This is a genomic window from Streptomyces sp. NPDC058872, assembly GCF_042743065.1.
In the GTDB taxonomy this organism is placed as follows: Bacteria; Actinomycetota; Actinomycetes; order Streptomycetales; family Streptomycetaceae; genus Streptomyces.
On record NZ_JBHYMK010000066.1, the window covers coordinates 26,293 to 39,295 of the forward strand.

Here is a 13,003-nt window from a genome sequence, read left to right on the forward strand (position 1 = left end):
CCCCTCCGGGGCGCAGCGCCCGCCTTCGCCCCCGACGGGGCGCGGTGCGGAGCCGCTGCCGACAGCCGACGGCACGCGGTCGCTCCCAGAAGTCCGGGAGCCCGTTCGGGTGGGGAGGCGCAAGGGCCGCGCCCGCGCCGGTCACACCCCGCAAGAGCTCAGGTCACGCCGCCCGCGCTCCGGTCACACCCCGCAGGAGCGGAGGAAGCTCCGGGTGCGGAGGGCGATCGGATACGGGACGTCCACCTCGCACGGGTACATGTCCTGCTCGACGATCGCGAACAGGTCCACGTCCAGCGCCGCCGCCGCGGCGAGGACCGGTTCCAGCGCGGGCACCCCCGACGGCGGCTCGCACATCACCCCCCGCGCCACCGCCGGACCGAACGGCAGCCCCTCCGCCACCACGTCCGCCAGCACCCCGGGATCGACCTGCTTCAGATGCAGGTAGCCGATCCGCTCCCCGTACGTCTCGATCAGCTTGACGCTGTCCCCGCCGGCGTACGCGTAGTGCCCGGTGTCCAAGCACAGGGCGACCGCCTCCGGGTCGGTCGCGTCGAGGAAGCGGGTCACGCTCTCCTCGCCGTCGAGATGGGTGTCGGCGTGCGGATGGACCACGATCCGCAATCCGTACCGCTCGTGCACCTCGCGGCCCAGACGTTCGGTCAGCCGGGTCAGGTGCCGCCACTGTTCCGCGGAGAGCACCGGCTCCTCCAGCACCTCGCCCGTCCGGTCGTCCCGCCAGAAGGACGGGATGACGACCAGATGGCCGGCCCCCATGGCCTGGGCGAGGGCGGCGTTCTCGGCGACGTGCGCCCAGGTGCGCTCCCAGACGGCGGGGCCGTGGTGCAGGCCGGTGAAGACCGTGCCCGCCGAGACCCGCAACCCACGCCGTGCGGTCTCCTCCGCGAGGACGGCGGGATCGGTGGGCAGGTAACCGTACGGGCCGAGCTCGATCCACCCGTACCCCGCGCCCGACACCTCGTCGAGGAAGCGCTGCCACGGCACCTGTCGCGGATCGTCGGGGAACCACACCCCCCAGGAGTCCGGGGCGGAGCCGATGCGGATGCGGGACGACTGCGGCGACGGCTTCGTCATGCCTGCCACCTTGGCCGGAGCCCACGAGCAGCGTCAAGCGGTCCGGTGGTCCGAATGTCCGGACATATCGTTGACACGCCACCGGCGGACGACTAGACCTGGGTGCGGAGCCGAGGGCGGCCGGGCCGAAGGGTGGCACGTGGAGACGGAGCCGTACGACCTGATCACCATGGGGCGCCTCGGCGTGGACCTGTACCCGCTGCAGAGCGGGGTCGGTCTCGACCGGGTCGAGACCTTCCGCAAGTTCCTCGGCGGCTCCGCGGCCAACGTGGCCGTCGCCGCCGCCCGCCTCGGCCGCCGCACCGCGCTCCTCTCCCGCACCGGTGCCGACCCCTTCGGCACCTATCTGCGCCGCGAGCTCAAGGAGTTCGGCGTGGACGACCGCTGGGTCACGGAGGTCGAGGCGCACCCCACGCCGGTCACCTTCTGCGCGCTCTTCCCGCCCGACGACTTCCCGCTCTACTTCTACCGCCGTCCCCGCGCCCCCGATCTGGAGATCCGGTCGCAGGAGCTGGACCTCGACGCGATCCGCGCCGCCCGGGTCTTCTGGGCGACCGGCACCGGACTGTGCGCCGAGCCGAGCCGCACCGCCACCCTGGAGGCCCTGCGGGCCCGGTCCGGCCACGGCACGACGGTCCTCGACCTGGACTGGCGGCCGATGTTCTGGACGGACCCGGCAGCGGCCCGTCCCCACTACGCCGAGGCGCTGCGCCACGCCACCGTCGCCCTCGGCAACCTCGACGAGTGCGCGGTCGCCACGGGGGAGCGGGAGCCGGAGGCCGCCGCCCGCGCCCTGCTCGCGAGCGGCCCGGTCCGGCTCGCCGTCGTCAAGCGGGGGGCGGAAGGGGTCTTCGCGCTCACCGCCGACGGGATCCGCGCCGAAGTGCCGCCCCTGCCGGTCGAGGTCGTCAACGGCCTCGGCGCGGGCGACGCCTTCGGCGGGGCGCTCGTCGACGGACTGCTCGCCGGGCGGGACCTCGGCGCGCTCCTGCGCCACGCCAACGCCGCCGGCGCGATCGTCGCCGGCCGACTCGCCTGCTCCTCCGCCATGCCGGACCGGACCGAGATCGCCGCGGCCCTCGCGGCGGGCACGGGAACGCTCCCGGGAGGGGAAGGCCGAGCAGGGGGCCCGGCGGCTCCCGCGCGCCCCGGAGGGCGCGAGCGGGCGGGGTGAAGGGCGCGCGGTTCCGCACGACCGGGGCGCGGACGTCCGAGCGGCGCTCCGCCCGGTCGGACACGCGCCCCGGCACCACGTCCGCCCACCCGCAGAATCCAGGAACGAGAGGGACCTTCCCGATGAACCCCGACCGCCCGGCCCGCCTCCACCGGCCCGCCGGCTCCGCCGCACGGGGCCCCTACGCGGTGGACATCGACCCCGAGCGGGCCGGCTGGACCTACTCCGCCCTCCGGGTCCTCGTCCTCGGTCCCGGAGGGAACCACACCTTCGAGAGCGGGGATTTCGAATGGGTCGTACTTCCCCTCTCCGGTGCCTGTAGCGTGCGCGTCGACGGCGAGAAACTCGAACTCGCGGGCCGCGCAAGCGTGTTCGACGGGGCGAGCGACTTCGCCTATGTACCGCGCGATGCCCACGCCCAGATCGCCTCCGGCGCGGGAGGCCGCTTCGCTTTGGCAGGAGCGAAGTGCGAGCGACGACTCCCCGCCCGCTACGGTCCCGCGCCGGAGGTTCCCCTCGAGACCCGGGGCAGCGGCAACCGCACCCGCCAGGTGCGGAACTTCGCCGCCGCCGGGGGCGGGGGCCGACACGGCTTCGACTGCGACCGCCTCATCGCCGTCGAGGTCCTCACCCCCGGGGGCAACTGGTCCTCCTACCCGCCGCACAAGCACGACAAGCACCAACCGGGCGTCGAGTCCGTCCTCGAAGAGATCTACTACTACGAGATCGCCGGCCCGCACGGCCTCGCCTACCAGCGGATCTCACCCTCCCGGCCGGGCGGCGCCGCACTCCTCGCCGAGGTCCGCGACGGCGATGCGGTCCTCGTCCCCGACGGCTGGCACGGACCCTCGATCGCCCAACCGGGCCACGACCTCTACTACCTCAACGTCATGGCGGGACCCGGAACCGAGCGAGAATGGAAGATCTCCTTCCACCCGGACCACACGGAGGGGTACGCATGAGGCTCACCGTCGCCCAGGCCCTCGTCCGCTTCCTCGCCGCCCAGTACACCGAGCGCGACGGCGCGCGCCACCGGCTCATCGCCGCCACCTGGGGAATCTTCGGCCACGGGAACGTCGCCGGCATCGGGCAGGCCCTCGTCGAGCACGCCGACCTGATGCCCTTCCACCAGGGCCGCAACGAACAGGCCATGGTGCACGCCGCCGTCGGCTTCGCCCGCCAGTCCGGCCGGCTCTCCGCACACGCCGTCACCACCTCCATCGGCCCCGGCGCCACCAACCTCGTCACCGGAGCCGCCCTCGCCACGATCAACCACCTCCCGGTGCTGCTCCTGCCCGGCGACACCTTCGCGACCCGCCCCGCCGATCCGGTCCTCCAACAGCTCCAAGTGCCGTACGCCGGCGAGGTCTCCGTCAACGACTGCCTGCGCCCCGTCTCGCGCTACTTCGACCGGATCGGCCGCCCCGAAGCCCTGATCCCGGCCGCCCTCGCCGCCGCCCGGGTCCTCGCCGACCCCGCCGAGACCGGAGCCGTGACCCTGGCCCTGCCCCAGGACGTCCAGGCCGAGGCCCACGACTGGCCCGAGGAGTTCTTCGCCGAGCGGGTCTGGACGGTCCGCCGCCCCCGCCCCGACGCGGCCGAGCTGGACGCCGCCGTACGGGCCGTGAAGGCCGCCGAACGTCCGCTGATCGTTGCGGGCGGCGGAGTGAAGCACAGCGGGGCCGAGGACGCGCTGCGCGAGCTGGCCGAGCGTGCCGGGCTGCCCGTCGCCACCACCCAGGCCGGCAAGGGAGTCCTTCCGTACGACCACCCCTGCGACGTCGGCGGCATCGGCCACACCGGCACCAGCACCGCCAACTCCCTCGCACGCACCAGCGACCTCGTCCTCGGCGTCGGAACCCGCCACACCGACTTCACCACTGCGTCCGGCACCCTCTTCCCGCCCGACGCCCGGTTCGTCAACCTCAACATCACCGGCTTCGACGCCCACAAGCAGGCCGCGCTGCCCCTCGTCGCCGACGCCCGCGAGGGCCTCGCCGCCCTCGCCCGGGCGCTCGGCGGCCCGCCCCGCACGACGGCCCGCTGGAGCTCCGCCCACCACCACTGGCAGGAGCAGGTCGACGCCGCCTACGCCGTCCCCGACGAGGACGCCCGCCCCACCCAGACCCAGGTGCTGGGCGTACTCGACACCCTGGTGGACGCCACCGACATCCTGATCAACGCCGCCGGCTCGCTCCCGGGCGACCTCCACCGGCTCTGGCGACCCCGCTCCCGCGACCAGTACCACGTCGAGTACGGCTACTCCTGCATGGGCTACGAGATCCCCGCCGCCCTCGGCGTGCTCCTCGCCGCGCCCGGACGGCCCGTCTGGGCACTCGTCGGCGACGGTACGTACCTGATGAATCCCACCGAGATCGTCACCGCCGTCCAGGAGCGACTGCCCCTGAAGCTGCTGATCCTGCAGAACCACGGATACGCCTCCATCGGAGGCCTCTCCGAAGCCGTCGGAGCCGAGCGCTACGGCACCGACTACCGGCACCGGGCGGACGACGGAAGCTTCACCGGGCCGCCGCTCCCGGTCGACCTCGGTGCCAACGCCGCCTCCCTCGGCATGTGGGTGCTGCGCCCCCGCACCATCCGTGACCTGCGGGAAGCCCTCGTGGACGCGCGCGCCGCGACGGTTCCCACATGTGTCTACGTCGAGACCGAAACGCCAGACACAGTGTCGGGCGCGCCCCCGGCCCAGGCGTGGTGGGATGTGCCCGTGGCCGAGACGTCGACCCGCCCGTCGGCGGTCAAGGCCCGCGAGGAGTACGACCGGCACGTCATCGCCCGACGCCGCCATCTCTGAAGGAGTAACTCGTCATGACGAAGACCGTCCACCACTGGATCGGTGGCAAGACCGTCGAGGGCACGTCGGGCAACTGGGGCCCGGTCACCGACCCGGCCACCGGCGCCGTCACCACGCAGGTCGCGCTCGCCTCCGTCGACGAGGTCGACGCCGCCGTCGCCGCCGCGAAGGACGCCTTCGCGACCTGGGGCACCTCCTCGCTCGCCCAGCGCACCACGATCCTCTTCGCGTTCCGTGCGCTCCTCGACGCCAACCGCGACGCCATCGCCGAACTGATCGTCGCCGAGCACGGCAAGGTCCACTCCGACGCGCTCGGCGAGGTCGCCCGCGGCCTGGAGATCGTCGACCTGGCCTGCGGCATCACCACCCAACTCAAGGGCGAGCTCTCCACCCAGGTGTCGAACCGCGTCGACGTGGCGTCGATCCGCCAGCCCGTCGGCGTCGTCGCCGGCATCACGCCCTTCAACTTCCCGGCCATGGTGCCGATGTGGATGTTCCCGATCGCCATCGCGACCGGCAACACCTTCGTCCTCAAGCCGAGCGAGAAGGACCCGTCGCCGTCCCTGAAGATCGCCGAGCTGCTCGCCGAGGCGGGCCTCCCGGACGGCGTCTTCAACGTCCTGCACGGCGACAAGGTGGCCGTCGACCGGCTCCTGGAGCACCCGGACGTCTCCGCGATCTCCTTCGTCGGCTCCACCCCGATCGCGAAGTACATCCACACCACGGCCTCCGCGCACGGCAAGCGCGTCCAGGCCCTCGGCGGTGCCAAGAACCACATGCTGGTCCTCCCGGACGCCGACCTCGACGCGGCGGCCGACGCGGCCGTCTCCGCGGCGTACGGCTCCGCCGGCGAGCGCTGCATGGCCATCTCCGCGGTCGTCGCGGTCGGCTCCATCGGCGACGAACTGGTCGAGAAGATCCGCGAGCGCGCCGAGAAGATCAAGATCGGCCCCGGCACCGACCCCACCTCCGAGATGGGCCCGCTCATCACGGCCGTCCACCGCGACAAGGTCGCCTCCTACGTCCACGGCGCAGCCGCCGAGGGCTGCGAGGTCGTCCTCGACGGCACCGGTTACACCGTCGAGGGCCACGAGAACGGCCACTGGATCGGCCTCTCCCTCCTCGACCGCGTGCCCACCACCGCCAAGGCGTACCAGGACGAGATCTTCGGCCCGGTCCTCTGCGTGCTGCGCGCCGAGACCTACGAGGAGGGCCTGGCCCTCATCAACGCCTCGCCGTTCGGCAACGGCACCGCGATCTTCACCCGCGACGGCGGCGCCGCCCGTCGCTTCCAGCTGGAGGTCCAGGCCGGCATGGTCGGCGTGAACGTGCCGATCCCGGTGCCGGTCGGCTACCACTCCTTCGGCGGTTGGAAGGACTCGCTCTTCGGCGACCACCACATCTACGGCAACGACGGCGTGCACTTCTACACCCGCGGCAAGGTCGTCACCACCCGCTGGCCCGACCCGTCCGAGGCGTCGACCGGCGTCGACCTGGGCTTCCCCCGCAACCACTGACGCCACGACCGACGGACCGGCCCCCGGAGCGCACCCCGCGCCCGGGGGCCGGCCCCGTGGCGGCGCTCCGTGCGACGGGGGGCGAACGCGGGCCCCGGACCGGAGGCGTGCCGCGCGACCCGGCGGGGTCCCCGACCGCCCCGCCCCACCCCTGGTCCGGCCCGACCCACCGGCCACCCCCTACGCTCGACACCATGCGACTCCGACTTCCCCGGTGGGCCGCGGTCACCGCCGCGCTCGCCGTCCTCGCGGGCGCCGGCACCTGGACCGCCGTCGCCACGGACGAAGCGCCGCCCGTGCGCCGCGCGGACCGGGCCCTCGACATCAACGGGGTGCGCATCGACACCTCGTACTTCACCGACGACTCCGCCGGCCGGCGTCCCGCCGTCCTGCTCGGCCACGGCTTCGGCGGCTCCAAGGACGACGTCCGCGCCCAGGCGGAGGGCCTCGCCCGCAACGGCTACGCCGTGCTCACCTGGTCCGCCCGCGGCTTCGGCGCCTCCACCGGCGAGATCGGCCTCAACGACCCCGACCACGAGGTCAAGGACGTCCAGAAGCTGATCGACTGGCTCGCGGAGCGCCCCGAGGTGCTCCTCGACGGGCCCGGAGACCCGCGCGTCGGCATCACCGGCGCGTCCTACGGCGGCGCGATCTCCCTGCTGGCGGCCGGAAACGATCCGCGCGTCGACGCGATCGCCCCCCAGATCACCTACTGGAACCTCGCCGACGCCCTCTTCCCGAACGGCGTCTTCAAGAAGCTCTGGGCCGGCATCTTCTTCTCCGCCGGAAACCAGGCCCCCGGAAACCAGGCCCCCGGGGCCCGGGCGCCGGAGGGCCGGGCCGACGGGGAGCGGTCCGCAGCCGCCCGGTCGGCCGCCTGCGGCCGGTTCACCGCCGAGCTGTGTTCCCTCTACCAGCGCGTCGCCGTCGCCGGAAAGCCCGATCCGGCGGCCCGCGCCGTCCTCGAATCCCGCAGCCCCTCCGCCGTCGGCACCCGCATCAAGGCGCCCGCGCTCCTCGTACAAGGCCAGTCCGACTCCCTCTTCACCCTCGCCCAGTCCGACGCCATGGCCCGCACCCTCACGGCCAACGGCGCCCCCGTCGCCGTCGACTGGATCGCCGGCGGCCACGACGGCGGCGACCGGGAGACCGAGCGCGTCGAGCGCCGCATCACGAGCTGGTTCGACCGCTGGCTGAAGCGCGAGGTCGCCGTCGACACGGGCCCCGCCTTCCGCGTCAGCCGTACCGGCGGCGTCGACTCCACCGACGGGCGGGCCACGCTGCGCGCCGCGACCGCCGACCGCTACCCGGGGCTCGCCTCCCACACCGTCACCGCCCTCCTCGCCGGACCGCCGCAGACCTTCACCAACCCGCCGGGCGCCGCACCACCCGCCGTCTCGGCCGTTCCCGGGCTCGGCGGCGGCCTCTCCGGCCTCTCCTCCCTCGGCGTCGGCCTCTCCGTCGACTTCCCCGGCCAGCACGCCCGGTTCGACGCCGAGCCGCAGGCCGCGCCCCTGCGGATCACCGGTACCCCGACCGTCCGGGTCAAGGTCAGCTCCACCGCTGCCGACGGCTCCGCAGTCCTCTTCGGCAAGCTCTACGACGTGGGTCCCGACGGTCGCCAGCAGGTGCTGCCCGCCCAACTGGTCTCCCCGGTCCGGGTCGAGAACGCCACGGCCGGCCGCAGCCTCACCCTGGCCCTCCCCGCGATCGACCACGAGGTCGAGGCCGGGCACCGGCTGCGGCTCGTGATCGCCGCCACCGACCTCGGCTACGCCTCCCCGACGGTCCCCGCCGCTTATGCCGTCGCCGTCGAGGGCCCGCTCGCCGTGCCCACCGCACCCGGTCTCGCCGCCCAGGCCACCGCCCTTCCCCGGTGGGTCTGGGGACTGCCGCTGCTGGCCCTCGTCGGGGCCGCCGTCCTGCTGCTCACCGCCCGGCGCAGGACCACCGCCCCCGCGCCCGACCCCGCACTCTCCTCCGTGCCGCTCCAGATCACCGGACTCTCCAAGAAGTACCGGGGCGGCGAGCGGTACAGCGTCCGGGACCTCTCCTTCCGCGTCGAGCAGGGGCAGGTCCTCGGGCTCCTCGGGCCGAACGGCGCGGGCAAAACCACCACCCTGCGCATGCTGATGGGACTCATCACCCCCGACGAGGGCGAGATCCGGGTCTTCGGCCAGGCCATCGGTCCGGGCGCCCCGGTGCTCTCCCGCGTCGGCGCCTTCGTGGAAGGCGCCGGGTTCCTGCCGCACCTGTCGGGACGGGAGAACCTGGACCTGTACTGGAAGGCCACCGGCCGTCCCGCCGAGGACGCCCACGTCGACGAGGCCCTGCGGATCGCGAACCTGGGGAGCGCCCTCGAACGCGCCGTGCGCACCTACTCGCAGGGCATGCGGCAGCGCCTCGCCCTGGCCCAGGCCATGCTCGGACTGCCGGACCTGCTGATCCTCGACGAGCCGACCAATGGGCTCGACCCGCCGCAGATCCGCGAGATGCGGGAGGTGATGATCCGGTACGCGGCAGGTGGCCGTACCGTCATCGTCTCCAGCCACTTGCTGGCCGAGGTGGAACAGTCCTGCACCCACCTGGTCGTCATGGACCGGGGCCAGCTCGTACAGGCCGGGCCGGTCGCCGAGATCACCGGCTCCGGTTCCACCCTGCTCGTCACGCTCGGGGAGCCCGTCTCCGACGTCCTGGTCGAGAAGGTCGGCGCCCTGCCGGGCGTCGGCTCCGTCGCCCGCGCCGACGGCGGACTCCTGGTCCGCCTCGACGGTTCCGACGCGACCGCCCTCATCGGGGAACTCGTCCGCCTGGACGTGCCGCTGACCGGGGTGGGCCCGCACCGGCGTCTGGAGGACGCGTTCCTGACCCTGATCGGAGGAGCCGCATGAGCGCGCCGACCACCCAACCGGCCCCGCCCGAGGCGTCCGCCTCCGGCTACCGGCCCGGACACACCCTGCCCCTGCGCGTCGAAGCCCTTCGCCAGTGGAAGCGCCGCCGCACCCTCGTCATGGGCGGCATCCTCGCCGCCCTGCCGTTCGTGCTCATCGCGGCCTTCGCGATCGGCGGTTCGGGGAACGGCGACCGCAACGGCCGCATCACCCTGATCGACACGGCGACGGCTTCCGGCGCCAACTTCGCGGCCACCTGTCTCTTCGTCTCGGCCGGCTTCCTCCTCGTCATTCCGGTGGCGCTGTTCTGCGGGGACACGGTCGCTTCCGAGGCGAGCTGGTCCTCGCTGAGGTATCTGCTGGCCGCGCCCGTGCCGCGCTCCCGGCTGCTGGTGTCCAAACTGGTCGTGGCGCTCGGCTACAGCGCGGCGGCCATGGTCCTCCTCCCGCTGGTCGCCCTGGCCGCGGGCACGGTCGCCTACGGCTGGGGGCCGCTCCGGCTGCCGACCGGTGGATCGGTGCCCGCAGGGGACGCCCTGCTCCGGATCGCGATCGCCGTCGCCTTCGTCTTCGCCTCCCAACTCGTCACCGCAGGACTCGCCTTCTGGCTGTCCACCCGCACCGATGCCCCGCTCGGCGCGGTCGGCGGGGCCGTCGGCCTGACGATCGTCGGCAATGTGCTGGATGCCGTCACGGCCCTCGGCGACTGGCGTGACTTCCTCCCCGCACACTGGCAGTTCGCTTGGATCGACGCGCTCCAACCCCAACTCGAGTGGGGTGGCATGGTGAGGGGAACGGCGATCTCCGTGACCTACGCCCTGGTCCTCTTCGCGCTCGCCTTCCGCGGCTTCGCCCGCAAGGACATCGTCTCCTAGCGGCTTCCCGTCACACCCACCCCCGGCGTGCCGCTTCCGCGCCCGCACGGAAGCGGCTGGTCGTGCCGAGGACGGCCATCAGGTCGCCCACCCTGCGGCTGTACGTCCGGGCGGACATGCCGAGCCTGGCCGCTGCGGTCTCGTCCGTCACCCCCGACAGAAGGGCGTCCAGCACCGGGCGCAACTGCGCCGGTAGGTCCCGTGGGGGTGGCGCCGGCGGCGGCGCGCACATCAGCTCCTCGGCAGCCGTCCAGCAGACGTGATGGGCGCGGACGAGGGCCTGCACGACCACCGGGTCGCGGATCAGTAGCAGGCCGTTGTACAGCAGTTCCAGATCGAGCGGGATCGCGGCCACCGTCCGGTCGACGAGGATCATCTTGAACGGAATGGCCTCCATGAGGCGGGCCCGTCCGGGAGGCCGGAGCCCTCCCAACAGGTGGGGCAGTGCGTGCCGCGGCACGATCCGCCTGACCTCGTCGGCCCGCTCCGCCGCGGCCCGCATGCACGCTCCTGCCAACTGCAGGAACGGCTCGGGGATCGCGCAGCCAGCGGAGGCGACCGGATCGTCGAAGGTGAGTAACTCGTGCCGGGTGGAGGCTGCCAGTCCGGCCAGTGCGGCACTGATCCGCCGTGCGCCCCGGACCGGCCGGCCGATGGACCGCTGCCCTTCGGCCGCGGCCCGGTTCATTGCCGAACGGGCAAGCATCACGGAGCCCGCGCTCTCTGCCACCGTTGACCACCCCCGCCCGATCGACATCCACTCCATGTACGCATGTGACTGCATACGGTGACAAGCCCTGTTGAGAAGGATGGCGAATCCATGCCATCAAGGTCCACCCCCGCCGCCGTTGCCGCATCGAGACGCATTCGCAACGCCTCCGGTGGCTCCTCGCGGGCCGTTCGTTCGTCATCTTCACAAGAGCCTCATCAGCAGGGGGAGATGACATGGCACACCGAAACCAACGGGCGGGCGGAGGGCGCGGGTCCCGCGCCGCGGTCGCGGCCCTGCTCGCCGCCGGCCTGGCGCTCGCCGGCTGCGGCGCGAACGGAGACGGAGGCGGGAGCGGCGGCGACCGGGGGTTCGCCGAGGGGGGCGGGCACGCGCCCGCCGCCCCGGACGGTGCACGGGGCGACACCGTGCAGCCCCGGGAGGGCGAGCAGCGTTCTCCCGCGCCCGCCCCCGACTACCTGTCCACCTTCGCACTCGACGTGGACACCGCTTCCTACGGCTACGCCCGGCGCACGCTTGCCGAAGGACGGCTCCCCGCGCCGGCGAGCGTGCGGCCCGAGGAGTTCGTCAACAGCTTCCGCCCCAACTACCCGCGCCCGGAGGACAACGGCTTCAGCGTGACCCTGGACGGGGCCCGCACCGGTCGGGACGGGTGGTCCCTGGTCCGGGTCGGGCTCGCCACCCGGGGGGCCGACCGGAACGCCGAACGTCCGCCCGCCGCGCTCACCTTCGTCGTCGACGTGTCCGGCTCGATGGGCGAGCCCGGACGGCTCGACCTGGTCAAGGAGTCCCTCGGGCTGCTTGCCGACCAGCTCCGCGACGACGACTCGATCGCACTCGTGACCTTCAGCACCGAGGCCGAGACCCGGCTGCCCATGACCCGTGTCGGAGAGGCCCGCGACCGGATCCGCGAGGCGGTCTCCGCCCTCGGGACGGGTGCCTCCACGAACGTGGAGGCAGGCGTCCGCACCGGTTACGACGTCGCCGTCGCCGGGCACCGTCGGGGCGCCACCAACCGGGTGGTGCTGCTCTCCGACGCGCTCGCCAACACCGGGGCCACGGAGGCCGACACCATCCTCGCCCGCATCGAGGAGGAGCGCCGGGAGTACGGCATCACCCTCTTCGGCGTCGGAGTGGGCAGCGAATTCGGCGACGCGTTCATGGAGCGGCTCGCCGACCGGGGGGACGGGCAGACGACGTACGTCGCCACCTCGGCGCAGGCCCGGAAGGTCTTCGTCGACCAGCTGCCCAGCCACGTCGAACTGCGGGCCCGCGACGCCAAGGCGCAGGTCGCCTTCGACCGGGGGACCGTGGAGAAGTTCCGGCTCGTCGGGTACGAGAACCGCGAGGTCGCCGACGAGGACTTCCGGAACGACCGGGTGGACGGCGGTGAGGTCGGCGCCGGACACACCGTCACGGCGCTCTACGCCGTCAAGACCAGGCCCGGGGCGGCGGGGCCGGTCGCCACGGCCACGGTCCGCTGGCTCGATCCGACCACCCGTGCCCCGCACGAGCGCTCCGGCACGGTGGGGACGGCCGCGTTGACCGGCGACGTCTGGGGCGGCGGCCACGACAGCCTGCAGTTGACCGCGATCGCCGCCTACTTCGCCGATGCCCTGCGCGGCGGAGACCTGCCGGGCCATCCGGGGCTTCCGGCGCTCGTCCGCAGCGCCGAGGGGATCGCCGCACGATCGGGTTCGGCCGTCGTCCGCGAGCTGGCCGAATCCGTTCGGCAGGCCTCCGCCCTGCGGGGTCCCCAGGAGCCCGGGAACCCCTCCGGGGAGGGGGAGCTGCGGTCGGGCGACCCGTACAGCTGACGACGCGTGAAGGCGTCTGACGACATGTGACGGCAGTAGGGGGCGGTGGGAGGGCGGGCGCGGCCCCCCTCCCACCGCCCCGCCGGCGGGAG

Annotated in this window: 9 protein-coding genes; 7 read left to right on the forward strand and 2 right to left on the reverse strand. The window is 73.5% G+C overall.

Features of this window, described 5'->3' with window-relative positions; genetic code table 11:
- Positions 1-183: 183 nt before the first annotated feature.
- Positions 184-1,095, reverse strand: a complete 912-nt coding sequence (locus ACFW22_RS30570; RefSeq protein WP_386410766.1) for a sugar phosphate isomerase/epimerase family protein — start codon at positions 1,093-1,095, stop codon at positions 184-186.
- A 169-nt stretch (positions 1,096-1,264) separates the two neighbouring features.
- On the opposite strand from ACFW22_RS30570, the gene iolC reads away from it, so the two are divergent.
- The 6 genes from iolC (at position 1,265) to ACFW22_RS30600 (ending at position 10,364) form a co-directional block, all read left to right on the forward strand.
- Complete coding sequence (iolC, locus tag ACFW22_RS30575; RefSeq protein ID WP_386410790.1) at positions 1,265-2,269, forward strand: 5-dehydro-2-deoxygluconokinase; 1,005 nt, start codon at positions 1,265-1,267, stop codon at positions 2,267-2,269.
- 122 nt (positions 2,270-2,391) lie between these two features.
- Entirely contained in the window at positions 2,392-3,231 is an 840-nt protein-coding gene (gene iolB, locus ACFW22_RS30580; protein ID WP_386410769.1) for a 5-deoxy-glucuronate isomerase, read from the forward strand.
- The gene (gene iolD, locus ACFW22_RS30585) at positions 3,228-5,081 is read left to right on the forward strand and encodes a 3D-(3,5/4)-trihydroxycyclohexane-1,2-dione acylhydrolase (decyclizing) (protein WP_386410772.1); all 1,854 of its coding nucleotides are present in this window, start codon (positions 3,228-3,230) and stop codon (positions 5,079-5,081) included. Before iolB ends, iolD begins: the two co-directional genes overlap by 4 nt.
- Positions 5,082-5,095: 14 nt before the next feature.
- Complete coding sequence (gene mmsA, locus ACFW22_RS30590) at positions 5,096-6,598, forward strand: CoA-acylating methylmalonate-semialdehyde dehydrogenase (RefSeq protein ID WP_386410775.1); 1,503 nt, start codon at positions 5,096-5,098, stop codon at positions 6,596-6,598.
- 194 nt (positions 6,599-6,792) lie between these two features.
- Entirely contained in the window at positions 6,793-9,489 is a 2,697-nt protein-coding gene (locus ACFW22_RS30595) for a CocE/NonD family hydrolase (protein WP_386410778.1), read from the forward strand.
- Complete coding sequence (locus ACFW22_RS30600) at positions 9,486-10,364, forward strand: ABC transporter permease (RefSeq protein WP_386410781.1); 879 nt, start codon at positions 9,486-9,488, stop codon at positions 10,362-10,364. The genes ACFW22_RS30595 and ACFW22_RS30600 overlap by 4 nt, the downstream gene beginning before the upstream one ends.
- 10 nt (positions 10,365-10,374) lie before the next feature.
- On the opposite strand, the gene ACFW22_RS30605 is transcribed toward ACFW22_RS30600, so the two are convergent.
- Entirely contained in the window at positions 10,375-11,094 is a 720-nt protein-coding gene (locus tag ACFW22_RS30605) for a DNA-binding response regulator (protein ID WP_386410784.1), read from the reverse strand.
- 215 nt (positions 11,095-11,309) lie between these two features.
- Between ACFW22_RS30605 and ACFW22_RS30610 the strand changes: the two genes are divergently transcribed.
- Complete coding sequence (locus tag ACFW22_RS30610) at positions 11,310-12,911, forward strand: von Willebrand factor type A domain-containing protein (RefSeq protein ID WP_386410787.1); 1,602 nt, start codon at positions 11,310-11,312, stop codon at positions 12,909-12,911.
- The last annotated feature ends 92 nt before the right edge of the window (positions 12,912-13,003 follow it).